Genomic DNA, 24,975 nt, shown 5'->3' with positions numbered 1-24,975 from the left:
CAAAGCAAGAGATGAGTTAATTTCATCTATACGGGCGCGCGCCCCTTCTCCCGCTCAGCGGGAGAAGGGGCGAAGGGCGAGACAACGCATTCAGCCGGCGAGCTGGCGCAGCACGTAAGGCAGAATGCCGCCGTTCTTGAAATATTCGAGCTCGTCGAGCGTGTCGATGCGCGCCAGCAGCGGAACGCTCACCTGCTTGCCGTCCGGATAGACGATCTCCGCATGGAGCGTCTGGCGCGGGGTCAGCGTGTCGCCGGCGAGGCCGCGGATCGTCACCTTCTCCGCGCCGGTGAGGCCGAGCGAGGCCCAGCTCGTCCCCGCCTCGAAGGTCAGCGGCAAAATGCCCATGCCGACGAGATTGGAACGGTGGATGCGCTCGAAGCTCTGAGCGATGACGGCGCGCACGCCGAGCAGCATCGTGCCCTTGGCCGCCCAGTCGCGCGAGGAGCCATTGCCATATTCGGCGCCGGCGAAGACGACCAGCGGCGCGCCCTCCTCGGCATATTTCGCCGCGGCGTCATAGATGGAGAGCGTCTCGCCATCGGGGAAATGCTTGGTGCTTCCCCCCTCCGGCGTATTGCCCGCCTCGTCGCGCAGAATATGGTTCTTGATGCGGATATTGGCGAAAGTTCCGCGCATCATCACCTCATGATTGCCGCGGCGCGTGCCATATTGGTTGAAATCCGCAGGCGAAACCTGGCGCTCGGTGAGCCAGCGTCCCGCGGGCGAGGCGGCTTTGATCGAGCCTGCCGGCGAGATGTGGTCGGTGGTGATCTTATCGCCGAAGAGGGCCAGAATCCGCGCCTCGACGATATCCTGAACGGGCTTGGGCTCCTTGGTCAGCCCCTCGAAATAGGGCGGGTTGCGCACATAGGTGGAGCCGCCCGACCATTTATAGGTCTCGCCCGAGGGGGCGTCGACCTTGCGCCAATGCTTGTCGCCCTCGAAGACGTCGGCATAAGTGTCGCGGAACAGCGAGCGCGTCACATTCTTGCGGATATATTTCTGAATGTCGGCGTTGCTCGGCCAGATGTCGCGCAGGAAGACCGGCTCGCCCTTCTTGTCATGGCCGAGCGGTTCCTTGGTCAGATCCTTGGCGACCGAGCCCGCCAGCGCGAAGGCGACGACGAGCGGCGGCGAGGCGAGGTAGTTCGCCTGGACATCGGGATTGACCCGGCCTTCAAAATTGCGATTGCCGGACAGCACCGCCGCCGCGACAATGTCATGATCGTTGATCGTCTTGGAGACAGGCGCCGGCAGCGGGCCGGAATTACCGATGCAAGTGGTGCAGCCGAAGCCGACGAGATTAAAGCCGAGCTTGTCGAGATCCTTCTGCAGCCCGGCCTTGTCGAGATATTCGGCGACAACGCGGCTTCCCGGCGCGAGCGAGGTCTTCACCCAGGGCTTCACCTTGAGCCCGCGCTCATGGGCGGCGGCGGCGAGCAGGCCGGCGCCGATCAGCACGCTCGGATTGGAGGTGTTGGTGCAGGAGGTGATCGCCGCGATCACCACATCGCCATGGCCGAGATCGTAATTCGTTCCCTCGACCGAGAAGCGCTGCGTCACATCGCCGGGCTTTTTATATTCGGTCGCGAGCGCGCTCGCGAAAGCGGTTCCCACATCCTCGAGCGCGACGCGGCCTTCCGGGCGCTTCGGGCCAGCGAGCGAGGGAACGACGGTCGAAAGATCGAGCGAAATGGTGTCGGTGAATTCCGGATCGGGCGTGTCGGCCTCGCGGAAGAGACCCTGTGCCTTGGCGTAGGCCTCGACGAGATCGATGCGCGAATTGGAGCGGCCGGACATTTTCAAATAGTCCAGCGTCTCCTCGTCGACGGGGAAGAAGCCGCAGGTCGCGCCATATTCCGGCGCCATATTGGCGATGGTCGCGCGATCGGCGAGCGAGAGATGCGGGAGCCCCTTGCCGAAGAACTCGACGAATTTGCCGACCACGCCCTTCTTGCGCAGCATTTGCGTGACGGTGAGCACGATATCGGTGGCGGTGACGCCCTCTTTCGGCTCGCCGGTGAGCTCGAAGCCGACGACCTCGGGAATGAGCATGGACAGCGGCTGGCCGAGCATGGCCGCCTCCGCTTCGATGCCGCCGACGCCCCAGCCGAGCACGGCGAGACCGTTCACCATGGTCGTGTGCGAATCGGTGCCGACCAGAGTGTCGGGATAGGCGTATTCGATCGTCTCCTTCTTGCCGTCGGCGTTGCGGGTCTTCTCTTTCTTCGTCCAGACGGTCTGGGCGAGATATTCGAGATTGACCTGATGGCAAATGCCCGTGCCCGGCGGCACGACGCGGAAATTGTCGAAGGAGGATTGGCCCCATTTCAGAAAGCGATAGCGCTCGCCATTGCGCTCGTATTCGAGCTCGACATTGGCGTCGAGCGCTTTTTTCGTGCCGAATTCGTCGACGATGACGGAATGATCGATGACGAGATCGACGGGGACGAGCGGATTGATCTTCTGCGGATCGCCGCCGAGCGCAACAAAAGCGTCGCGCATCGCCGCGAGATCGACGACGGCCGGCACGCCGGTGAAGTCCTGCATCAGCACGCGCGCGGGGCGGAAGGCGATCTCACGCTCGGCCTTGCCCTTCTCCGTCAGCCATTTGGAGAAGCCTTCGATATGCTCCTTGGTGACGGAACGGCCATCCTCGTGGCGCAGCAGATTCTCGAGCAGCACGCGCAGCGAATAGGGCAGGCGCGACACGCCCTCGAGGCCATTGGCCTCCGCCGCCTTCAGCGAGAAAAAATGATAGGAATCGTCTCCGACCTCGAGCGTCTCGAGGGCTTTGAAACTGTCGAGCGATGGCATTGTCGCGCTTCCTTCGCTGGTGGGGTCAGATAAAGAATATGGACGCCGGTCGTTGCATCATTGCGAACGAGGCGAAGCAATCCAGAGCCATGGGGAAGGCTCTGGATTGCTTCGTCGCTCCGCTCCGCGCAATGACCGCGTCGCGCCCGCGGCAAATCCTTCTAGAGAATTTCAGGCCAGCGAGCAAAGACGAAGCGGGGACGCGACATCGCGCCCCCGCCGGAAATGCGGGGCTCAGCCCGCTTTCATCGCCTCGGGCTTGGTCTTATTGCGCTTGACCATCAGCTTGTTGAGCGCCGCCACATAGGCGCGCGCGGAGGCGACCAGAGTATCCGGATCGGCGCCGCGCCCGGTGACGGATTTGCCATTCTCGGAGAGACGCACGGAGACTTCCGCTTGAGCATCCGTGCCTTCCGTTACGGCATGGACCTGGAACAATTCGAGCGCCGCCTCATGCGGAGCCAGCGCTTTGATGGCGTTGAAGATCGCATCGACGGGACCATTGCCGGTCGCCTGATGCGTCTTCTTCTCGCCGTCTATGTCCAGGGTCAGCGCCGCCGTCTGCGGCCCGGCCGTGCCGGCGATGACGGTGAGCGCCGCGACCTTGATATGGTCATTGGCGGTCACGATCTCGTCGTCGACCAGGGCGACGATGTCCTCGTCATAGACGAGCTTCTTGCGGTCGGCCAAATCCTTGAAGCGCTTGAAGGCGTCCTCCAGCGCATTCTCGCCCAGCTCATAGCCCAGCTCTTTGAGCTTCTCCTTGAAGGCGTGGCGGCCGGAATGCTTGCCCATGACCAGCGAGGTCTTGGACACGCCGACGCTCTCCGGCGTCATGATTTCGTACGTATGGGCGTTTTTGAGCATGCCATCCTGATGGATGCCGCTCTCATGCGCGAAGGCGTTCCGGCCGACGATGGCCTTATTATATTGCACCGGGAAGGAGGTCACGGCGGACACGAGCTTCGACGCGCGCGTCAGCAGCTTGGCGTCGATATTGGTGTGGAAGGGCAGCGCATCGGGGCGCGTGCGCATCGCCATCACCACCTCTTCCAGCGCGGCGTTGCCGGCGCGCTCGCCTATGCCGTTGATGGTGCATTCGATCTGCCGCGCGCCGCCGCGCACGCCGGCCAGCGAATTGGCGACGGCGAGGCCGAGATCGTCGTGGCAATGAACCGAGAAGATCGCCTTGTCGGCGTTCGGCACGCGCTCGCGCACCATGCGGAACAGCGCCTCATATTCCTGCGGCGTGGAATAGCCGACCGTATCGGGGATGTTGATCGTCGTCGCGCCGGCGTCGATCGCCGTCTCCACGCAGCGGCACAGGAAATCATGCTCGGTGCGCGTGCCGTCCTCGGCCGACCATTCGACGTCCGCGACATGATTTCGCGCCCGCGAAACGGAAGACGCAATCATCTCCAATACTTTTTCCGGCTCCATCTGGAGCTTGTATTTCATATGGACGGGCGAGGTGGAGATGAAGGTGTGGATGCGCGGATTGCGGGCGTGGCGCAGCGCCTCGGCGCAGCGGTCGATATCCTTGGCGGCGGCGCGGGCGAGGCCGGCGATGGTCGCGTTCTTCACGCGCTTGGCGATCTCCAGCACCGAGTCGAAATCGCCCTGGCTGGCGACGGGAAAGCCGGCCTCGATGATGTCGACGCCCAGCTCGTCCAGAATATCGGCGACCTCGAGCTTCTCCTCGAAGTTCATCGAGGCGCCGGGCGATTGCTCGCCGTCGCGCAGAGTGGTGTCGAAAATGACAACGCGATCGGCGTTGGATGCGTCAGAGGTCTTGTCGGTCATGATGTTTCGTCCTGAACTGCTGGGCCCGTCGCGCGGGCGCTCGTTTCGTCTCTCGTCGCAGTCCCCTGAATGCCTGGGCCGGGTGGCCCTGGGGGCGTTCAGGGGCGACTAAGAAGCAGCAGGCTCGAAAGCAGACGCGCGGCCTCATGCGCCGAGGAGCGCGCCGCGTCATTCGTGATGGAGGCCATTGCCGCCAAATCCAACATCCTCGGTCTCATCGGCGCTTTGCCGATCCGCCCGCGAAAATACGCGCCTTCGCCTCTGGTTGCAAGCATGAGGACGCATGAAGGCTCGTCAGCCCGCCAGCCGCGCCAGCGCCTCGGCCAGAGCGCGGGTCTGCGTCCAGTCCAGAAATATATCCGGGCAGCCGGGGGCCTTCACGGCGACGCCATCGTCCTGGGCGAAGGCCTCGAATTCATGATCGCTGGCGATCGGGCTCATGAAAATCTGCTTTTCGGCGCTCGCGCCATTGGCGACGGCCGCCAGCGCGCGGGAGAGAATGCCGGCCTCGTTCGGGGTCAGCCGGCGCGCCGGCTGCTCGCCCACCCGAATCGTCACCAATGCGCCAAAATGCCTATGCTCGGCGGCGGCGACTTCGACCATTTGCGACATTGCGAGGCTCCTTTGCTAGAGCCGTTCCCTATTCGATACGGCTTCATTTTTTCAACTATTTGATTTTGCTAGAGTCGATCATTTTTTTGCGGCGCAGCGAACAAGGCACGATCCTTGAATCCTATAGGCCGCGGGGCGAGCTCCGCCGAGTTGGTCTCGTGAGGGGACCGACAATCAAAATCCATACCTTCCCCGCTGTTTGAAGAGCGGCGGAGCGGGAGACGAGATGAGTTCCGACGACCGCGACACGATGCCGACGGATATTCGCGGCTATCATCGGCGCACCAAACATGCGCCGAACCGCTATGCGATGGGTCCGGGCTTTCTCGATTGGACGTCGCAGCCTGCGCCCTTCCGCCTGTTCGAGGGCGTGACGCAGACGCCGCTGCCCCTCATCGACGAAACCCCGGCCTTCCCCGGGCCGGCGCCGCAGCCGGCCGCGCTCGATCTTCGGGCGCTGGGGCTGTTCCTGGAGCTCGCCTTCGGCATCAGCGCCTGGAAGAGCTATGAGGGCTCGACCTGGGCGCTGCGCAACAATCCCTCCTCCGGCAATCTGCACCCCACCGAATCCTATGTGCTGCTCGACGCGGTCGCGGGCCTCGCGAGCAGCGCCGCTCTCTATCATTATGCGCCGCTGCTGCATGCGCTCGAGGAGCGGGCGGTCTATACGGCCGAGCGCGTGCTGCCGAAGGGCGGCTTTCTGCTCGCTCTCTCATCGGTTCCCTGGCGCGAGGCCTGGAAATATGGCGAGCGCGCCTATCGCTATTGCCAGCTCGACGCCGGTCATGCGATCGGCGCCGTCGCTCAGGCCGCGGCCGCGCTCGGCTGGCGCGCGCAGGCGCTGGCCGAGCCCTCCGACGGCGAGATCGCCGCGCTCGTCGGCCTCGATCGCGAGGACGCCTGGCACAGGCGCGAGCCTGAGCATCCCGATCTGCTGATGTGGATCGCGACCGAGCCGGGGCCGGCGACGCCGCTCGACCTTTTCGCGCTGATCGACGCGCCGCGCGAGTTTCGCGGCCAGGCCAATCGGCTGAGCGAGGATCACGACGGCTGGCCGATCATCGATCTCGCCGGGCAATTCTGCCGCAAGCCGCGTCAGCCGAGGCCCCCGGCGCCGACGCGCGCGCAAGGGCCGGCGCCCTCCTTCGAAGGCGTCTCGATCGGCGCCGCCGTGCGCAAGCGGCGCAGCGCGCAGAAGATGGATGGCGCCACCTCCATCTCGCGCGAGGCCTTCGCCGCGCTCATCGCCTCGACTCTGCCGAGCGAATCCACGCTGCTCTCCGCCTTTCCTTGGGGCGCGGCGATCACGCTCATTCTCTTCGTGCATCGCGTCGATGGCCTGGAGCCCGGCCTCTATGCGCTGCACCGCGACTCGGATGTCGCCGCGCGGCTGCGCGCCGCCAGCCGGCAGGATTTCGAATGGGCGCTCGTCGATCTCGACGGGCTCCCGCTCTATCGGCTCTATGCGGGCTCAGTCGAAAAAGAGGCGACGAAGCTCGCCTGTCTCCAGCCCATTTCCGGCAAGGGCTGCTTCAGCGTCGCGATGATCGCCGATTTCGATCGCGGGCTCGCGGCGGACGGCGCCTTCGCCTATCGCCGCTTGCATTTCGAGGCCGGGCTCATCGGCCAGGCTCTCTATCTCTGGGCGACTGCGGTCGGGATCGCCGGGACCGGCATAGGCTGCTTCTTCGACGACACGGTCCATGAGCTTTTGGGCCTGCCGCCGGGCGACACGCAATTCCAGGATGTCTACCACTTCACCGTCGGAGCGCCTGTCGAGGACACGCGCATTCTGACGCTTCCCCCCTATCCCGATGACAGGCGAGAGCGGCGATGAATATTCAAATCGAACGCCAATATGTCGAAGCGCTGATGGAGCGTTTTCCGGCCCGCGCCGGACTCGCCGAGCAGTTGCGCTTCAGCGACAGGGTCGAGATCGACTTCGTCCATCTCTCCGACGAGGAATTGACCTTCCTCGAAGATCAGTACCGCGCGGCGGGTCCGGACATGCGGGCGCGCGCCGCGCAGCTGGCGACGCTGCGTGACGCGCTGAAGGCCGGCGGCAAGCGCTTCGAGCCCAATGAGCTCGAGCAAGTGCTGCCGGCGATGGTGCGCTATCTGACCGCCAACGCCATTCGCGGCTGGCTGTTCACAGCGAGCGTCGCCTCCAAGCCGCTGCCTTATGTCATCACCCGCTTCGACTATGTGCCGGCGTCGAACGACGAAGCCGGCAAGGTGATGATCGAGCTGAAATCCAACGCCAAGGGCGTGCTGACCACCAACGCCATCCGCATCATGGCCGCCGAGGTGGCGGGCCGCACGATCAACGAAATCCTCGCCGCCAAGGGCTTTCTGCGCGAGACGCCCGAGCTGATCGAAGCCTTCGACGTGGCGACCGAGACTTATTTCGACTGGCGCGGCCGCTACGGCGAGCAGTTCACCGGCCGCGGCACGGGCTTCCATGCGGAAGACCCCAACGCCTCGCATCGCGACATGGATTGGGCGCGCAAGGATGTCGTCGTGCTGTCGACGAGCGGCGGCGACGCGCGCCTCGTCAATGACGAGGCCATATTGGCGGCGCGCAGCCTCACGCTCGAATCGCCCGGCGACGTGCTCGGCCATTTCATCCGCAAAGCGTCGAAGAGCAATCGCTTCAATGTCGAGGACGAGCTCGCGGAATTGCAGCAGCATATCCCCGAGGGGCTGTTCAAGCGCGTTCCCGTGCATCCCTACATTCTGATGTTCCATCTCGATCTGCATCACCATGTCTGGGTGCATGTCGACGAGATGGCGCTCTATCAATACAAGCCGGCGCTGAAGCAAAAGCTCGTGCTGCCGCCCGAGCAGACCGATCTCATCGACATTCTGACGGCTGAGATGGATGTGCTGATGGACGACATCGTCGCCGGCAAGTCGGGCGGCACCACCGTGCTCTGCGCCGGCCCGCCCGGCGTCGGCAAGACGCTGACGGCGGAAGTCTATTCGGAGATCATCCAGCGTCCGCTCTATCGCGTGCATTCGGGCCAGCTCGGCCTCAATGTCTCGACGATGGAGACGGCCCTGAAAGAAATCCTCACCCGCGCGCAGCGCTGGGGCGCGGTGATGCTGATCGACGAAGCCGACGTCTATATCAAGCGGCGTGACGACAATATCGCGATGAACGCCGTCGTCGGCGTGTTCCTGCGCGTGCTCGAATATTTCAACGGGCTGTTGTTCCTGACGACGAACCGCGTGGACGACATCGACGAGGCGATCGTGTCGCGCTGCATCGCGCTCATAAAATATAGTCCGCCGGACGATGACGCGAAGCGGCGCATCTGGCGGGTGATGGCGGATCAGTTCGAGCTGAAGGTCGGCGATGCGCTGATCGACGATCTGGTCTCGGTGTTCCCCAAAGCCACCGGCCGCGACATCAAGGGCCTCGCCAAGCTGACGGCGAAATTCTGTCATCAAAAGCAGGTGCCGCCGGATCTCGCCGTCTTCCAGCGCTGCGCGATCTTCCGCGGTCTGGATGTCGTGCGCGTCGAGGAGTTGAAGACCGCGGCGGAATAGGCGCCCCTTTCGCTGGCGTCATCGCGAGCCGAAGGCGAAAAGCAAATCCAGGAGCCGCCCCACGCCTCCCGGATCGCCGCGCTCGCGATGACGGGACGTCGGACGTTGCGGTTTTAAAAGCGGAAGAAACGAGAGGGCCGCCGCAATCCCCCTCATGCTGAAGGAGGCTCCGCAGGAGCCATCTCGAAGCACGAGGGGCTTCAGAAGGCGCGGAGTGAAGGCTCCCTCATGCTGAGGAGCCCCGCACAGCGGGGCGTCTCGAAGCACGAAGGAGCCTTCATCCCCAGCGCTTCGGAAACGCAAAACGCCCGCTCTCGACGAAGAGAGCGGGCGCTGAATTTCGAACGAGGGAACGACGTCCCTCGTCGTCTTACTTCTTCGGCGCTTCCTCGCGGGCCTTGAGGGCCGCGCCCAGAATGTCGCCGAGCGAGGCGCCCGAATCGGCGGAGCCGTATTGGGCGATCGCCTCCTTCTCCTCGGCCATTTCCAGCGCCTTGATCGAAACGGCGACCTTGCGCGCCTTGCGGTCGAAGAGGGTGATGCGAACGTCCACCTTCTCGCCGACGGCGAAGCGCTCCGGACGCTGGTCGGCGCGATCGCGCGCCAGCTCGTTGCGCTTGATGAAGGTGGTGAGGTCGGTGCCGAGGATCTTCACCTCGAGGCCGGCTTCCTTCACCTCGAGCACCTCGGTCGTCACGACAGCGCCCTTCTTCACCTCGCCGCCAGCGCCTTCTTCGGCGACCGACGCGAAAGGATCACTGGCGAGCTGCTTCACGCCGAGCGAGATGCGCTCCTTCTCGATATCGACGTCGAGCACCTGAGCGGTGATGACGTCGCCCTTCTTATACTCTTCGATGACCTGCTCGCCGGGGCGGTTCCAGTCGAGATCGGAGAGATGGACCATGCCGTCCACATCGCCATCGAGGCCGATGAACAGGCCGAACTCGGTCTTGTTCTTGACCTCGCCGGAGACGGTGGAGCCCTGCGGGTGCTTCTCGGCGAAGGCCTCCCAAGGATTCTGCAGCGTCTGCTTGAGGCCGAGCGAGATGCGGCGCTTGACCGGATCGACCTCGAGCACCTGCACGTCGACCTCCTGGCTCGTCGAGACGATCTTGCCGGGATGCACGTTCTTCTTCGTCCAGGACATTTCCGAGACGTGGACGAGACCCTCGATCCCCGGCTCCAGCTCCACGAAGGCGCCGTAGTCGGTGATATTGGTGACGCGGCCATGGAACTTGGCGCCGATCGGATATTTCGCCTCGATGCCCTGCCACGGATCCTCGAGCAGCTGCTTCATGCCGAGCGAGATGCGGTGCGTCTCGTGATTGATCTTGATGATCTTCACGCGCACGGTCTGGCCGATGGACAGAACCTCGCTCGGATGATTGACGCGGCGCCACGCCACATCGGTGACATGCAGCAGGCCGTCGATGCCGCCGAGATCCACGAAGGCGCCGTAATCGGTGATGTTCTTGACGACGCCCTCGATGACCTGCCCCTCCTCGAGGTTGGCCACGATCTCGTGACGCTGCTCGGCGCGGCTCTCCTCGAGCACGGTGCGGCGCGACACGACGATATTGCCGCGGCGGCGGTCCATCTTCAGAATATGGAAGGGCTGCGGCACGTTCAGCAGCGGGCCGACGTCGCGGATCGGGCGAATGTCCACCTGGCTGCGCGGCAGGAAGGCCACGGCGCCGTCGAGATCGACGGTGAAGCCGCCCTTGACCTGATTGAAGATGACGCCCTCGACCTTCTCATTGCCTTCGAAGGCCTTCTCGAGCTTGACCCAGCTCTCCTCGCGGCGCGCCTTGTCGCGCGAGATGACGGCTTCGCCGAGCGCATTCTCGATGCGCTCGAGATAGACCTCGACCTCTTCGCCCACTTTCGGGGCCGGGTCGCGGCCGAAGCCGGTGAATTCTTTCAGGGCGACACGCCCTTCGGTCTTGAGGCCCACATCGATGACGGCGACGTCCTTCTCGATGGCGACCACGCGGCCCTTGATGACGGAACCCTCGAAAGCTTCGTTTTCTCCGTAGCTTTCTTCGAGCAGGGCGGCAAAATCCTCGCGCGACGGGGTGCGCTCAGCAGCAGTTGACATGAGTTCTCCTGGGAAGCCCTCTTCGGGCGTGGCGCCGGCTTGAGGTTTGCGTTGCGGATCGGGCGTCTTCGATCGGAGGCCTCCTCCCTCCGCCGCGAAGGCGGGATCGGGGAGGAAACGAGAGTTCTGGCGAGAGAACTGGCCGGCGCGGCCCGATCGAAAATACCCGGGTTTTTAAAAACGGAGAGGCTGGAAGGGAATCCCCGCCAGCCATCCACCGATTTATTTAGCAAGTCGATCCGCCCAGAGCAAGCGCTTCAGCGCGCGCCGCCCGGCAGCTTCGACAAATCGAAATGATAGTTCACGCCGACGCGCACAGTATGGAAATCGGCGCCGCCGCGCAGCGCGCCGGGGTCGCCGCCGCCCTTTCCGAGATCGGTGAAGAGATATTCGGTCTTCGCCGACCAATGGGGCGCAAAGGCCCATTCCACGCCGGCGCCCGCGGTCCAGCCTTCGCGGACGGCTCCACTCGTCTCGCCATAGGCGAAGCCGCCGGTTCCATAGAAGAGAACGCGGGAATCGAAGCCGGTGACGCCGGCGCGCCCGCGGACGGTCCCGAACCAGGGAAGCGTCCGCGGGCCTTCCGCTGGGCGCAGGCCGAGAGGGTCCGCCCCGCCGCCGCGGCCGCTCAGGCTCGTTCCCTGGAAATCGGTCTCGAGGCCGACGACGAAGAGCGGGCCGATGCGATGATTATAGCCGAGGAGACCGCCGCCCGAGACGCCGACATTCGACCCGCCCGAGGCGAGCCAGCCGGCCCCTAGGTCGAGACCCGCATAGACGCCGCTCCAGGCGAAGGCCGGAGGCTGCGGGGGCGGCTCGAAGGCCGCTTTTCGAGACGGCAGATCGGCCGCCAAGGCCGCGCCGGAGAAGAAAACGGTGGCCAGAGCCATAGCCGTATTGTGACGCTTCATGAAAAATCCTCGTTTCGACGCCCCCGCTTCGGCTTCGTCGATCAGGATTTCTCTCGTTTGTCCGGCAGGTTGGAAATATTTCCGCCTCGCGGCGAAGTCGCGCCGAATTTCCGACGGATCGGCGGCGGCCGGAAAAGCGACAACAGAACGCAGGCGCGGCTATTGTAGGTGAAATGCGCTCGAGCTAGAAAATCTCGTCACTCCCGAATGGATTGCCGACAATGTCATTCCCACGCATCGCTCTTTTGGCGGCCGCGCTCGGCCTCTCCGCCTGCAACACCGGCCCCCGCGCCTATATCTACGCCGGCGGCAGCCAGGCCTCGGTGCAACGGACGATCTCCGTCCCGCGCGGCTCCACGGCCTCGCTGGGCTTTGTCGCCAAGATCAATCCCGATTGCACGCCCGCCGACAGCCCCGATCGCGTCACCCTCACCCAGAGCCCGTCACAGGGCCGGGTCGATATCCGGCACGAAACCGGCTACGCCTATTTCCGTCCGGCCAATCCGCGATCGCGCTGCAATTCCCAGCGCGTGCCCGGCACCAAGCTTTTCTACCACGCCAACGCCCACGCCTCCGGGACCGACACCTTCTCCTACGACTGGTACTCCGGCTCGGGCGGCGTCGCGCATTTCACCGTCACGGTGAATATTCTGTAGATTTCGCCGGCGGTCAGAAATAGCCAAACTTCGTTCCTTGCACGCTCAGCAGCAGGCTCGTGTCGAGTCCGAAACTCGAACTGCTGCTCGACGTGTCGAACAATGTCGAGAGCAGCGAGCTCTGCGAATTGGCGTCGCCGCCATTGTTATAGTCATATTGCGCGGCGAAGCGGGCGATGAACTGCTGCAGCTTCGTCGGGTCTTTGAAATCGTCGAGCTTCACTTTCGACGACAAAAGCCGATATTGCGTGTCGACCGACTGTGATGAGGTGCTCGACGAAATACCCAGCGCCGTCTGGACGACGGTCAATATATTGCTGTCGGCCAGAATTCCGTAGACGCTGGTAAGGCTCGGCGCATGCTGCTGGAAATAGAGCGCGAGCTGCACGCCTGGATTCTGCTTGCCCTGGCTCGTCTCCAGCGCCTGCTCGGTGTAGCGGCTGACCACAGTGTCGACGAGCGTCGAGGACGTCGTCGTCGCATCGCCATTGTCGGCGAAGTCGAAGGCCTGGGCGAAGGCCTTGATGTTGGAGCTGTTCAACGTATTGGCGAGCGCCGAGCTGCTGCTGACGCCGCCATCGAGCACTTTATGCATGAGGCCTTTGGCGTAGGTCATGCTGCCGAGGCCGAAGGCGGTCATCGCATAATTGAACAGCCGCGCATCCTTCATGAAGGCGTCGACCGTCGTCACCTTGCCGATATTGTCCTTGAAATATTTTGTCTGCGTCGCGACGTCCGGCGATTTGGCGGTGATCGCCTGCCATTTGGACTGGTTATTGGCGATCTGCAGATAGGTGGAGAGCGTCGTCATGGAAACATTCCGAAGGACTGGCCCTCCATCATGCGCCCGAGGTTCTTGACGCAATGTTAAGGTTCAGCCGATCTCATTGGCCTCGATACGGAGCCGCGGGTATTTCGCCGCGATTTCCGGACGGCTGGCGTCGCCGGGAAGAATATCCTGGCCCGCGATGGCCGCGATCGCCGCTTTCTTCACGCCGATGATCCTGTTGCGGGCGATGACGGCGGTCCCGACACCCTCGCCGATCTGGAAGGTGACGCCATAATCATTGTCGACGAGGCGATTGCCCTCGACGCGAATATTCTGGCGATAGCCGCCGCAGCGCACGCCCATCCAGCCGCCGACCACCGTATTGCCGGCGATCTCGACATTGCTCTCCGCCTCTATGCCGGTGAGCCAGCTCATAATGGGGCCGAACTCGTCATCGGGATGCGTCTCGTGCAGGCCGGTGATCTGATTGCCGATGACGAAGCCTATATCCGTGCCCCGCTCGGCGTTGGCGAGCGCTATGCCGGCGCCGGCGTCATCGATCTTATTGTCGCGGAATGTCGCTCGCTTGGCGCCGAACTCTGCATACATTGCGCGCTCGCCGAAGCCTGAGCAGTCATTGCCGACGACCTCCACATCATGGCCGGCGTTGTTGCGCACCGCCGTATAGGCGCAGCGGCGAATGACATTCTTCTCCACGCGCACGAAGCCGGAGCCCCATATGCTGACGCCATTGCCATAGGCGCCGTCGCCGCCGGAGAGATTGCGAATGTCGCTGATCTCATTGTTGCGGATGCGCGAACCCTCATAGCGCCCGGCCGCCGTGGTCCACACCTGCACGCCATTGTCGCCGCAGCGGCGCACCTTGTTATTGTCTATGTCGACGCCGAGCCCGTCGAGCGAGAAATAGCCGGCGTCGCGGGCGTCCTCGACGATATTCTGCGCGAAGCGCCCGCCGCAGCGCAGGAGATTGACGCCACGCGCGGCCGAATGGCGAATCGCGCAGCCGTGAATCGCGAGTTTCGGAATGTCGGCGAAATCGAGCAGACCTTGTTTCGGATCGGCAAAGCGCGCTCCGGCGCCGTCGAAATTCACATTCTCGAGCGACAGAGCCGCGACATTCGCCGCGCGGAGCAAAGGGCCAGGCCCGATCGCCTGCAACGTCGTCCCCGCCACGGCGCCGACGATGGCGACCTTGTCCTCGATCGCGATGGAGCGGATTCGCAAAACGCCAGCGGGCAGACGCAGCGCGCCGCCGCTGCGAGCGGCCTCTCGCAGGCGTTGCTGCAACCATTGGGTGGAATCGGGCGAGGCCGCGAGCGCGCGGCCGGAATAGGCGGCGCCGGCCAGGGCGGCCGGGCCATAGGCGAGGAAACGGCGTCTTGTGGGCGGCGGCGACATCGGCCAGCTCGTGAGATGCGCCGCGTCCAGCGCGGCCTGCCGGTTGTTTTTGCACGCAACGCGCGCGAAATCGAGCATTCTGCCTTATTTATGTAGTTGCGTTACATAACGATCCGAGGCATAAAGAGAGCGCCCAAACGGGTAATCGTCTTGCAAAGAACAAGTTAAGGCCCCGCCTCGATGGCTCTGCGACTTGCGACATCGCTCTGTTCGTAGAGGCGGTTCTCCTTTCGACATCGCTCTTCCCTCCGGAGCGCGGCCTCATCCGTCGGGGTCGGTCTCTTTGCGGTTCAGGTTCTCACGGTGTTGTCCAAAACTCCCCGTTTCGCGCACGCGCGGGACGGGGAGCCCCTTTTCTACCCTGAAAATCCGTCGCGCGGGAAGAGAGATCGGACGCGTGTCCGTCCGCGGCGCATGACGCCGCGCCGACCTCTTCCAAACAATGCGCCCCCGGTCCAAACGCTCGGCGTCGGCGGTTTCGAACTTTGGCAGGAGTCTTCCCTATGTCGCTCGCGGTCGACGATCTCTTGCGTCGCTGGGTCGAGGAGCGAGCCGCGAGCCTGGAGCCGGGCGACGGCGAATATGCGCAATTCATCGCCGATTGGCTGCCGCTCGCCTCGAGCGACGATTGGCACAGAATGATCCTCGGCCATAATCGCGATCTCGGCGATGCGCCTTTGTTCTGGATCATGCGGCAAGCGCGCTGCGAGAAAGCGACCGCGCTCGGCATTTTCTATCTTTCTCGTCCGGGCCTGCTGCTCGCCTATGGAAAAGATCGCGCCACAGTCCCCGAGCCGATGAAGCGCGCCTATGATTTGATCGGCGAGATCAGAATGCGCTATGTCAACGGCTTCTATCGGGCGTCGACGCTCCGCTTCGATGCGGTGGAGGCGCTGGCGCGCGAGGCTCGCCTGCCGGCGCGTTTCCACCAGGCGGCGCTCGATCTCGTCATTCCGCCGGAAATGCGCGTCTCGATCCCCGGACGAAAGCTCGGCTTGCAACATGGCGTCAGAAACCATTTCCGTTTCGATGCGCCGCTCGGCGCGCGCTGAACGCCCAGCGGCTCCCGACGAATCGTTTTCTTCGCTCGCTTTCATCCACGCCGCATCCGAGGCGCCGGCCGCGCCCGGCGCCTATGCGCTGCTCATCGCGCTGTCGCGCCCGCTCGAGGCGAAGACCGGCCGCAGCAAGGCGACGCTCGCGCCGGGGCGCTATCTCTATTGCGGCTCGGCCAAAGGTCCGGGCGGGCTGCGCGCGAGGCTCGGCCGGCATATGCGAAAGGACAAGCGGCGCCGCTGGCATATCGACCAGCTAACCGAGGCCGGCGAATCGCTCGGCGCCTGGATCACTGAGACGAAGGGCGAATGCGAGCTCGTCGCGGCGCTCTCCGCGCTGCCGGTTCCGCTCGAGGGATTCGGCAGCTCGGACTGCCCGCGCTGCCGCAGCCATCTGCTGCTTTGGCCGGAGGGCGCAGCCCCGGCTTTCCTCGCCGCGCAAAAATGCTAGGAAGAGCGCCGAAAAGGCGCACCCAATGTCAGACCAGAAGAAATCCAAGATAGAGGCCCGCTCCCCGCGCGGCCTCGCCGACCGCGACGCCGCAGAGCTGGCCGCCGCCGGCCGCATGCTCGACGTGATTCGCTCCGTCTATGAGCTCTATGGCTTCGAGGCGCTGGAGACCCCGGCGATCGAATATACCGACGCGCTCGGCAAATTCCTGCCGGACCAGGACCGCCCCAATGAGGGCGTCTTCTCCTTCCAGGACGACGACGAGCAATGGCTGTCGCTGCGCTATGACCTCACCGCGCCGCTGGCCCGCTATGTCGCGCAGAATTTCGACCGGCTTCCAAAGCCGTTCCGGTCCTACCGCTTCGGCAATGTCTATCGAAACGAGAAGCCGGGGCCGGGGCGCTTCCGCCAATTCATGCAATTCGACGCCGATACGGTGGGCGCGGCCTCGCCGGCGGCCGACGCCGAAATCTGCATGATGGCCGCCGACACGCTGGAGAAGCTCGGCATTCCGCGCGGCGATTACGTCATCAAGATCAACAGTCGCAAGGTGCTGGACGGGGTGATGAAGGCCATCGGCCTCGAGGGCGACGAGAACGCCGGCCGTCGCCTCACCGTGCTGCGCGCCATCGACAAGATGGACCGGCTCGGCCCCGAGGGCGTGCGCCTGCTGCTCGGCCCCGGCCGCAAGGACGAGAGCGGCGACTTCACCAAAGGCGCCGGCCTCGCCGATGACGCCGTGGCGACGATCCTCTCTTTCACCCTCGGCGGGCAATATAAGGACGGCGAGCCGCGCTTCGGCCTGTTCGAGCTGCTCGGCCGCAGCAATGTCGGCGCGGAAGGCGCCGAGGAGCTGCTCGAGATAGAGGATCTGGTGCGCGACGCCGGCTTCGGGCCGGACCGCATCCGCATCGATCCTTCCATCGTGCGCGGGCTCGAATATTACACGGGGCCGGTGTTCGAGGCCGATCTCACCTTCGAGACCAGGGACGAGAAGGGCCATCCGGTGCGCTTCGGCTCGGTCGGCGGCGGCGGACGCTATGACGGGCTCATCGGCCGTTTCCGCTCCGACAACACGCCGGCGACGGGCTTTTCGATCGGCGTGTCGCGCCTCTATGCGGCGCTGAAGCTCGTCGGCAGCCCGGTCGTCTCGGCGGTGACGCGGCTCGGCCCGGTCGTCGTGCTGGCGCTCGACCGCGACCATATCGCCGATTATCAGCGCATGGTCGCCGCTCTGCGCAACGCCGGCGTTTCGGCGGAGCTCTATCTCGGCGCCTCGGGCATGAAGGCGCAGATGAAATATGCCGACAAGCGCAACAGCCCGGCCGTGGTGATTCAGGGCTCGGACGAGCGCGCCAAGGGCGAGGTGCAGATCAAAGACCTGATCGCCGGCGCGCGAGCGAGCGCCGCCATCGCCACCAATGAGGAATGGAAGTCGGCGCGCCCTGCGCAATTCTCCACGCCGGAAAGCGAGCTGGTGGAGCAGATCAAGGCGCTGCTGGCGCGGCAGGGATAAGCGCAACCACTGCAAGTTCGCGTCTCCTTCTCCCGCAAGCGGGAGAAGGAGACGCGCACCAAGGTTGTCGCGAAACTACATCTTCCGCAGCACGTCCTTCTCGAAGCTCTCGCGGATCGCCTCCTCCTTCAGCTTGCGGCCGATGAAGACGAGACGCGCGCTGCGCTTCTCGTCGGTGCGCCACTCGCGCTGGAGATCGCCGTCCAAAATCATATGCACGCCCTGGAAGACGAAGCGCTTGGGCTCGTCGGTGAAGGCGACGATGCCCTTGCAGCGCAGAATATCCGCCCCTTCGCGCTGCACGAATTCATTGAGCCAGGGCACGAAGATGTCGGGATCGACCTCTCCCTCGTGGAGAATCGAAACCGAGCCCATCTCCTCGTCGTGATAGTGCTTCAGCCCGTGGCCATGGTCGTCGTGATGACGCTCATGGCCATGATCGTGATGATCATGGTCGTGATGATCATGGCCGCAATCCGGCCCGCACTCGTGATCATGCGCGTGATGATCATGTGCGTGATGATCTTGCCCATGGTCGTGATGATCATGATCCTCCGCCTCGAGGAAATGCGGCTCGATCTCGAGGATGCGCTCGAGATCGAAAGCGTTGCGCTCCAGCACCGCCTCTATCGGCACCTGCGCTTTCACGGCGTGATGCAGCGTGGCGTAGGGGTTGATCGCGCGAATGCGCCCCTCCACTTCGGCGAGCTCTTCGCGCGTCACCAGATCGGTCTTGTTCAGCACGATGACATCGGCGAAGGCGATCTGATTCTTCGCCTCCGGCGCGTCGGCGAGGCGCTGCGCCAAAAATTTGGCGTCGGCGAGCGTGACCACAGCGTCGAGCCGCGCCGCCGCCTTCACGTCCTGATCGACGAAGAAGGTCTGCGCGACCGGCGCCGGATCGGCGACGCCCGTCGTCTCGACGATGATGGCGTCGAATTTGCCGCGGCGCTTCAACAGACCTTCGATGATGCGGATCAGATCGCCGCGCACGGTGCAGCAGATGCAGCCGTTGTTCATCTCGAAGATTTCCTCGTCGGCGCCGACGACGAGGTCATTGTCGATGCCGATCTCGCCGAATTCATTGACGATGACGGCGTAGCGCCGTCCGTGCTGCTCGGTGAGGATGCGGTTCAGCAGTGTCGTCTTGCCGGCGCCGAGATAGCCGGTGAGGACGGTGACGGGAATCTTGTCGGTCAAGGCGGTTCTCCTATTGCGCGCCTTTGCGGAGCTGCTCGCGCTTCTTCATGAGCTCCTGCATATTCATCTGTCCGCCCCCCTTCAGCCCCGGCATGACGATGTCGCCCGGCTTTTGGCCCGGCTTGCAGGGACCGAGCCATTTCGCCTCGATGACGAGATCGGTCGAGGCGAGATTGTGGATCGGCGGCGTATAAGTGATATGGAACTCGCCGCGATAGGCGGAGTCGAAGCTCCCGGTGAAGACGCCTTCCGTCTTCGTCACCGACTTGTCGAGCTTGCAGATCGAGCCGACGCGATATTTGTCGCCGTCGCGGGTGAAGCTCAGCTTCTCGCACTGCTGCGTCTGATCGCCCATGTTCTGGCGCATGATGTCATCGGTCTTCTCGTCGATACACATCTCCACGCCGCCGGTCGGCGATGGCGCGCCCTGAGTGACGAACTCCATGCTCCACAAGCCGGGCTTGCGGCGCGGCATTTCATCCGCGACGGCCGAGACGGCAGGGAGGCAGACGACGCAAAATGCTGCGCCGAGAGAGAGGCGAAATCGCATGGAACAGGGCTCCGCGGCGCGCGATCTCGAAGGCGCGTCTTTGCCCAGTATAGACGAAAATCCGGCTGAAAGGCGTCGGCCGGAGCGCGCGCCTCACGGCGCCAGCGCGTCGGTCAATTGCTTCACATTGTAGCGCATCAGCCTGAGATAGGTGGGAGCCGGGCCGTCGGGCGCGGAAAGCGCGTCCGAGTAGAGCGTGCCGCCGATTTTTGCGCCCGTCTCCGCCGCGATGCGCCGGGCGAAACGGGGATCGACGATATTCTCGAGGAACACGGCCGCGACCTTATGCGCCTTCACTGCGTCGACAATGCGGGCGATATCGCGCGCGCTGGCCTCGGCGTCGGTGGAGACGCCCTGCGGCGCGATGAATTCGACGTCATAGCGCGCCGCGAAATAGCCGAAAGCGTCATGCGTGGAGACCACGCGGCGCCGCGCCTGCGGAATCCCGGAGATCGCCGCGACGATCTCGGCGTCCAGCAAGCCCAGAGCCGTGAGATAATGCCCGGCGTTGACCTTGTATAATTCCGCGCCCTCCGGATCGGCGTCTATGAGCGCGTCGCGAATATTGGCGACATAGATTTTGACATTGGCGACGTCCTGCCAGGCGTGCGGATCGACCCCCTCCCCGTCCTTGCGGGGCGTGACGGCGCGGCTCGCGACGACGATGCGCGCCTTGGTCTTGGAGGCGGCGACGAGCCGATCGATCCAGCCTTCGAACCCGAGCCCATTGACGAAGACGAGCCTCGCCGTGGCGAGGCGGCGGCCGTCCTGGGGGCTCGGCTGATAGACATGGGCGTCGCCGTCCGGTCCGACGATCGTCGTGACATTGACGCGGGAGCCGCCCACGAAGCGCACGAGATCGCCGAGAATGGAAAAGCTCGCGACGACAGGCAGCCTCGGCGGCGGCGCCTGCTGGGCGCGAAGCGGCGTGGCGAGAAGCGCGAGCGCCCCGAGGAGCGAGCGTCGCGACAGAGCGGCGCGGGACCGCGGTCGGGCTGCGGGCGTCTGGCGAGACATATCCATGTCACCCCTCCAAATGTCGCTTCGGCCTCCGCAGGCGAATGATTCCGCCCGTCCGTCCGAAAATCAGCGAGAGGAAATAGGCGGCGCCCGCCACGAGAATGATGACCGGCCCCGCGGCGAGGCCGGAGCCGAAGGACAGGACCAAGCCAAAATAGGAGGAAACCACGCCGATCGCCGCCGCGAGCGGCAACGCCGCGGTGAGATCGAGCGTCCACAACCGCGCCGAGGCCGCCGGCAGCATGATGATTCCCACCGCCATCAGCGTGCCGAGCGCATGGAATCCGGCCACCAGATTGAGCACGACCAGCGCCAGAAAAGTGAAGGGAATCCACTCCCCGAACGGGCTGATGCGCCGCGCGAACAGCGGATCGAAAGTGTCCAGCGCCAAAGCCCGATAGGCGAGCGCGAGCGCCGATAAGGTGAAGCTGGCGATCGCCGCGAGGAAGATCAGCGTCGCATCGTCCAGCGCCAGCACCGAGCCGAAAAGCACGTGCAACAGATCGACATTCGAGCCCTTGAGCGAGACGAGGGCGACGCCGAGCGCGAGCGAGACGAGATAGAAAGCCGCGAGCGAGGCGTCCTCCCGCAGAGCGGTCCAGCGCGCCGCCGCGCTCGAGGCCACGGCGACGGCGAGGCCGGCGACCAGACCGCCGAAGGTCATGGCCGGCAGCGACAGTCCGCAGACCAGATAGCCGATCGCCGCGCCGGGCAATATGGCGTGTGAGAGCGCGTCGCCGGCGAGCGACATGCGCCGTAGAATGAGGAACACGCCGAGCGGGCAGCCGGAAATAGAGAGCGCCACCGCGCCGATGAGCGCGCGGCGCATGAATTCATAATCGACGAAAGGCGCGACGAAGAGCTCATGCAGCATGGGGGGTCTCGTCGCGCCGGCATTCTTCCGCGTCGCGATCGAAAGCCTCGACCATGCGGCTCGCCTCCGCGACGCGCGCGTCGGACAGCGCCTCGCGCGTCGGGCCCCAGAAGATCGGCTCGCGCGCCAGCAGCAGCGTCTGCGGAAAGGCGCGACGGGCGAGATCGAGCTCGTGCAGAATGGCGATCACCGTGCGACGCTCCTCGCGCCAGCGCGCGATGATTTTTACGAGATCGTCGATCGTCTTGGCGTCGATCGCGCCGAAGGGCTCGTCGAGCAGAATGACCGGACTGTCCTCGACCAAGAGCCGCGCGAACAGCGCCCGCTGCATCTGGCCGCCGGAGAGCGTGCCGATCTGACGGTCTTCGAAGCCCTCGAGCCCCACCGAGGCGAGCGCCGCGGCGATGCGCGCCCGCTCCTCTCCTCCGACGCGGCCGAAAAGGCCGATGCGGCGCATGGCGCCCATGGAAACGAAATCCAGCACGTCGATCGGAAAGGCGTGGTCGATCTCGGCGGATTGCGGCAGATAGGCGATCTCGCGCGTCGAGAGGCCGTCCCAGGCGATGCTGCCGCCTATGGGCGCGAGCAGGCCGGCGAGGCCTTTCAGCAGCGTGGATTTTCCGGCGCCATTGGGCCCGCAGACGGCGAGCGCGGCGCCGGCCTCGACGAGGCCGGTCAAGTGATGCACGGCCGGCCGTCGCTCATAGCCGAGGGTCACATTGTCCAGCCGGATCGAACCCGCGCTCATGCGCCGCGCCTCAGTTCAGCGCCCAATAGACGCCCACCCACAGAAGCGCCAGCACGGCGGCGGCGGCGAGGAGCCGCTCGGCCGCCGACAAGCGCAGGAGCGAGATGCGCCCGTCGGACCCGTCGCGACGGGAATGCGCGGCAGGCGCAGCCTTGGGAAAAGTCGCCGATTGCGGACGGGTCATTTCCAAATGTTATATTATAACGCCAATGGCGGGCAAGCTCGGAATGCCCTCAGCTGGTCCGCCTCGGCACGAGAATGACGCGAAAGTCGTTCACATTGGTGCGCGTCGGGCCGGTGACGAGGAGGTCGCCGAGCTTCTCGAAAGCGGTATAGGCGTCATTATTGGCGAACAGCGCCTTGAGGTCGACGCCCTGCGCCGCCGCCCGCGCGAAACTATCCGCAGTCATGATCGCGCCCGCATTGTCCTCGCTGCCGTCGATTCCGTCCGTGTCGCAGGCGATGGCGGAAATGCCGCCGAAGCCCTCGAGCGCCAGCGTCAGCGCCAGCAGGAATTCGGCGTCGCGGCCGCCCTTGCCATTGCCGCGCACGGTGACGGTGGTCTCGCCGCCGGAGATGATGGCGACGGGCGGCGCGATCGGCTGCGCATGGCGGGCGATCTGGCGGGCGATGCCGGCGTGGACAAGCGCGACGTCGCGCGATTCGCCCTCGAGATCGCCGAGGATGAGCGGTGTGAAGCCCGCTTTGCTCGCCACTGCGGCGGCGGCGTCCAGCGAGCCTTGCGGCGTCGCGATGAGGATATTCTCGACGCGGTCGAAAATCTTGTCGCCGGGCTTGGGCGTCTCACAGGCGTCGGTCGAAAGATAGGCGAGCACGGCGGCGGGCGCGTCGATCTTATATTTGGCGATGACGGCGAGCGCGTCCGCGCGCGTCGTCGGGTCCGGCACGGTGGGGCCGGAGGCGATGACGGAGAGATCGTCGTTCGGCACATCGGAGATCAGCAGCGCGACGACCTTGGCCGGCGCCGCGGCGCGGGCCAGGCGCCCACCCTTGATGGCCGAGAGGTGCTTGCGCACGCAATTCATCTCGGAAATGGTCGCGCCGCTTTTCAAAAGCGCTTTGTTGACGGCCTGCTTCTCCTCGAGGCTGACGCCGTCCGCCGGCAGCGCCATCAGCGCCGAGCCGCCGCCGGAAATGAGCGCGAGCACGAGATCGTCTTCCGTGAGGCCCTGCACTTTCTCGAGGATGCGGCCCGCGGCGGCGCGGCCGGCGGCGTCCGGCACAGGATGCGAGGCCTCGATCACCTCGATCTTGGAGGTGGGAGCGCCATGCTCGTAACGGGTGACGACGAGGCCCTCGAGCGGATGCGGCCAATGCTTTTCGACCGCGGCGGCCATGGAGGCGGCAGCCTTGCCCGCGCCGACGACGATGGTGCGGCCTTTGGGCGGCGCGATCTTCTCGAGGAAGGCCGGTAGGCAGACGGACGGATGCGCCGCGCCGACAGCGGCGTCGAACATGGCGCGGAGAAGCGTGCGGTAGTCGTCAGACATTATCTAAGCCTTCGGTGTTCTCCCTTCTCCCGCCTGCAGGAGAAGGAAGGGCCGCCCTACGATCTTCGTGTTCTCCCTTCTCCCGCTTGCGGGAGAAGGTGGCCCGACGAAGTCGGGTCGGATGAGGGTCCGCGACGATTTGCGATCGCCTCCCGAACCCGCTCCAACGGAATATTTCCGCCGCCGATGACGAGATCATTGTCGAGGCGGAGGACATGGTAACCCTGTTCACGCAGCCAGCGAGCGCCGATCCGCGCAACGAACGCCAGAGGATTTCCTCGGCGTTCGTCATCTCGCGCCGAAGCCTTCTCGCGAATGCGGTTTTGGACTTCGAGACTCGCGTCGGCATTGCGAGAACCCTCATCCGACCCGGCTTCCCCGGGCCACCTTCTCCCACGAGTGGGAGAAGGATGAACCCGGAGATTTGCGAATTACGCGGCGCCGATCTGATCCGCCTTGTCGATCAGCGCCTGCGCCATGCGGATGCTGGCGATGTCGATCAGACGGCCGTCGAGCGACACGGCGCCCTTGCCTTCCTTGGCGGCCTGGTCCATCGCCTCGAGAATGCGGCGGGCCTTCTTCACTTCCGCCTCGGAGGGCGTGAAGACCTGGTTCGCCAGCTCGATCTGCGAGGGATGGATCGCCCACTTGCCCTCGAAGCCGAGAACCGCGGCGCGCTTGGCGGCGGCGATATAGCCGTCCGGATCGCCGAAGTCGCCGAACGGGCCGTCGATCGGACGCAGGCCATAGGCGCGCGCCGCGACGAGGAAGCGCGTCTGCGCCGCATGCCACTGGTCGGCCCAGAAATACTGGCGATTGCCCTCGGCGTCCTTGTCCGAGAGAACGCCGTAATCCGGGTTCACGCCGCCGATGACGGTGGTGCGGGCGCGGGTCGAGGCGGCGTAGTCGGCGACGCCGAAGGAGAGCGCCTCATTGCGCTTCGAAGCCTGAGCGATCGCCTCGACATTGGCCATGCCGAGCGCGGTCTCGATCAGCAGCTCGAAGCCGATGCGCTTGGTGCGCTTCTTATACTGCTCGATCTGCGTGACCAGCATGTCGATGGCGTAGACGTCCTGCGAGACGCCGACCTTCGGAATGAGGATCACGTCGAGACGCGGGCAGTTCTCGACGACATCGACCACATCGCGATAGGCGTAATGCGTGTCGAGACCGTTGATGCGCAGCGTCATGGTCTTCGTGCCCCAATCGATCTCGTTGAGGCCCTGGATGATGTTCTTGCGCGCCTGCTCCTTGTCGTCCGGAGCGACCGCGTCCTCGAGGTCGAGGAAGACCTGGTCGGACTTGGAGGCCGCGGCCTTCTCGAACATGCCGGGGGCGGAGCCCGGAACGGCCAGCTCGGAGCGGTGGAGACGCGGCGTCGCCTGCTCGATCAAAGTGAAACTCATGGTC

The 24,975-nt window shown here is 64.7% G+C and carries 22 protein-coding genes; 6 read left to right on the top strand and 16 right to left on the bottom strand.

Going from position 1 to position 24,975, the window contains the following annotated elements:
• Positions 1–90: 90 nt before the first annotated feature.
• The 3 genes from acnA to IY145_RS09850 form a co-directional block, all read right to left on the bottom strand.
• Entirely contained in the window at positions 91–2,820 is a 2,730-nt protein-coding gene (gene acnA / locus IY145_RS09860) for an aconitate hydratase AcnA (protein ID WP_196408048.1), read from the bottom strand.
• A gap of 234 nt (positions 2,821–3,054) precedes the next feature.
• Entirely contained in the window at positions 3,055–4,623 is a 1,569-nt protein-coding gene (locus tag IY145_RS09855; protein WP_196408047.1) for a 2-isopropylmalate synthase, read from the bottom strand.
• Between the two features lie 294 nt (positions 4,624–4,917).
• The gene (locus IY145_RS09850) at positions 4,918–5,235 is read right to left on the bottom strand and encodes a hypothetical protein (RefSeq protein ID WP_196408046.1); all 318 of its coding nucleotides are present in this window, start codon (positions 5,233–5,235) and stop codon (positions 4,918–4,920) included.
• 226 nt (positions 5,236–5,461) lie between these two features.
• Between IY145_RS09850 and IY145_RS09845 the strand changes: the two genes are divergently transcribed.
• Both IY145_RS09845 and IY145_RS09840 read left to right on the top strand, forming a co-directional pair.
• A complete protein-coding gene (locus IY145_RS09845) occupies positions 5,462–7,072 on the top strand; it encodes a SagB/ThcOx family dehydrogenase (RefSeq protein ID WP_246721922.1) in 1,611 nt (536 codons plus the stop codon).
• Positions 7,069–8,787 carry an ATP-binding protein gene (locus IY145_RS09840; RefSeq protein WP_196408045.1) on the top strand — a complete coding sequence of 573 codons (1,719 nt, stop codon included), beginning with the start codon at positions 7,069–7,071 and terminating at the stop codon, positions 8,785–8,787. The genes IY145_RS09845 and IY145_RS09840 overlap by 4 nt, the downstream gene beginning before the upstream one ends.
• A gap of 370 nt (positions 8,788–9,157) precedes the next feature.
• Here the strand turns inward: IY145_RS09840 and rpsA are convergent, their stop codons facing one another.
• Both rpsA and IY145_RS09830 read right to left on the bottom strand, forming a co-directional pair.
• A complete protein-coding gene (rpsA, locus tag IY145_RS09835) occupies positions 9,158–10,885 on the bottom strand; it encodes a 30S ribosomal protein S1 (protein WP_196408044.1) in 1,728 nt (575 codons plus the stop codon).
• A gap of 257 nt (positions 10,886–11,142) precedes the next feature.
• Complete coding sequence (locus IY145_RS09830) at positions 11,143–11,796, bottom strand: outer membrane protein (protein WP_196408043.1); 654 nt, start codon at positions 11,794–11,796, stop codon at positions 11,143–11,145.
• A gap of 221 nt (positions 11,797–12,017) precedes the next feature.
• Here IY145_RS09830 and IY145_RS09825 point away from each other — a divergent pair, with 221 nt between their 5' ends.
• On the top strand, positions 12,018–12,452 hold the full coding sequence (locus tag IY145_RS09825; RefSeq protein WP_196408042.1) for a hypothetical protein: 435 nt from the start codon (positions 12,018–12,020) through the stop codon (positions 12,450–12,452).
• 13 nt (positions 12,453–12,465) lie between these two features.
• Here IY145_RS09825 and IY145_RS09820 read toward each other — a convergent pair whose 3' ends face one another.
• Together IY145_RS09820 and IY145_RS09815 are read right to left on the bottom strand one after the other, a co-directional pair.
• The gene (locus IY145_RS09820) at positions 12,466–13,263 is read right to left on the bottom strand and encodes a DUF1217 domain-containing protein (RefSeq protein ID WP_196408041.1); all 798 of its coding nucleotides are present in this window, start codon (positions 13,261–13,263) and stop codon (positions 12,466–12,468) included.
• Positions 13,264–13,326: 63 nt separating this feature from the next.
• Positions 13,327–14,640, bottom strand: coding sequence for a TIGR03808 family TAT-translocated repetitive protein (locus IY145_RS09815; protein ID WP_196408040.1), 1,314 nt, complete (start codon positions 14,638–14,640; stop codon positions 13,327–13,329).
• A gap of 503 nt (positions 14,641–15,143) precedes the next feature.
• Between IY145_RS09815 and IY145_RS09810 the strand changes: the two genes are divergently transcribed.
• The 3 genes from IY145_RS09810 to hisS are packed head-to-tail and all read left to right on the top strand — an operon-like array spanning position 15,144 to position 17,662.
• Positions 15,144–15,692 (top strand): DUF4274 domain-containing protein, encoded by a 549-nt coding sequence (locus IY145_RS09810; protein ID WP_196408039.1) that lies wholly within the window; start codon positions 15,144–15,146, stop codon positions 15,690–15,692.
• Positions 15,643–16,146: a GIY-YIG nuclease family protein gene (locus IY145_RS09805; protein ID WP_246721917.1), complete on the top strand. Its 504-nt coding sequence runs from the start codon at positions 15,643–15,645 to the stop codon at positions 16,144–16,146. The genes IY145_RS09810 and IY145_RS09805 overlap by 50 nt, the downstream gene beginning before the upstream one ends.
• 25 nt (positions 16,147–16,171) lie before the next feature.
• On the top strand, positions 16,172–17,662 hold the full coding sequence (gene hisS / locus IY145_RS09800; RefSeq protein ID WP_196408038.1) for a histidine--tRNA ligase: 1,491 nt from the start codon (positions 16,172–16,174) through the stop codon (positions 17,660–17,662).
• A gap of 75 nt (positions 17,663–17,737) precedes the next feature.
• Here hisS and IY145_RS09795 read toward each other — a convergent pair whose 3' ends face one another.
• The 9 genes from IY145_RS09795 to IY145_RS09755 all read right to left on the bottom strand — a co-directional run bounded on the left by IY145_RS09795 (position 17,738) and on the right by IY145_RS09755 (position 24,971).
• Complete coding sequence (locus tag IY145_RS09795; RefSeq protein ID WP_196408037.1) at positions 17,738–18,862, bottom strand: CobW family GTP-binding protein; 1,125 nt, start codon at positions 18,860–18,862, stop codon at positions 17,738–17,740.
• Positions 18,863–18,872: 10 nt separating this feature from the next.
• Positions 18,873–19,412 (bottom strand): DUF3617 family protein, encoded by a 540-nt coding sequence (locus tag IY145_RS09790; protein WP_196408036.1) that lies wholly within the window; start codon positions 19,410–19,412, stop codon positions 18,873–18,875.
• 93 nt (positions 19,413–19,505) lie between these two features.
• The gene (locus IY145_RS09785) at positions 19,506–20,435 is read right to left on the bottom strand and encodes a metal ABC transporter substrate-binding protein (protein ID WP_246721915.1); all 930 of its coding nucleotides are present in this window, start codon (positions 20,433–20,435) and stop codon (positions 19,506–19,508) included.
• A 1-nt stretch (position 20,436) separates the two neighbouring features.
• Positions 20,437–21,306, bottom strand: a complete 870-nt coding sequence (locus IY145_RS09780) for a metal ABC transporter permease (protein ID WP_196408035.1) — start codon at positions 21,304–21,306, stop codon at positions 20,437–20,439.
• Positions 21,296–22,054 carry a metal ABC transporter ATP-binding protein gene (locus IY145_RS09775; protein ID WP_196408034.1) on the bottom strand — a complete coding sequence of 253 codons (759 nt, stop codon included), beginning with the start codon at positions 22,052–22,054 and terminating at the stop codon, positions 21,296–21,298. Before IY145_RS09775 ends, IY145_RS09780 begins: the two co-directional genes overlap by 11 nt.
• Positions 22,055–22,064: 10 nt before the next feature.
• Complete coding sequence (locus IY145_RS09770; RefSeq protein WP_196408033.1) at positions 22,065–22,238, bottom strand: hypothetical protein; 174 nt, start codon at positions 22,236–22,238, stop codon at positions 22,065–22,067.
• A 49-nt stretch (positions 22,239–22,287) separates the two neighbouring features.
• Positions 22,288–23,565 (bottom strand): glycerate kinase, encoded by a 1,278-nt coding sequence (locus IY145_RS09765; RefSeq protein WP_196408032.1) that lies wholly within the window; start codon positions 23,563–23,565, stop codon positions 22,288–22,290.
• Positions 23,558–23,857 carry a hypothetical protein gene (locus IY145_RS09760; protein WP_246722248.1) on the bottom strand — a complete coding sequence of 100 codons (300 nt, stop codon included), beginning with the start codon at positions 23,855–23,857 and terminating at the stop codon, positions 23,558–23,560. The genes IY145_RS09765 and IY145_RS09760 overlap by 8 nt, the downstream gene beginning before the upstream one ends.
• Positions 23,858–23,996: 139 nt before the next feature.
• The gene (locus IY145_RS09755) at positions 23,997–24,971 is read right to left on the bottom strand and encodes a CoA ester lyase (protein WP_196408031.1); all 975 of its coding nucleotides are present in this window, start codon (positions 24,969–24,971) and stop codon (positions 23,997–23,999) included.
• Positions 24,972–24,975 lie beyond the last annotated feature (4 nt).

Source organism: Methylosinus sp. H3A (genome assembly GCF_015709455.1).
GTDB lineage: Bacteria > Pseudomonadota > Alphaproteobacteria > Rhizobiales > Beijerinckiaceae > Methylosinus.
Note: the sequence above shows the minus strand (reverse complement) of the source record. Positions and strands in the feature narration are given on the sequence as shown.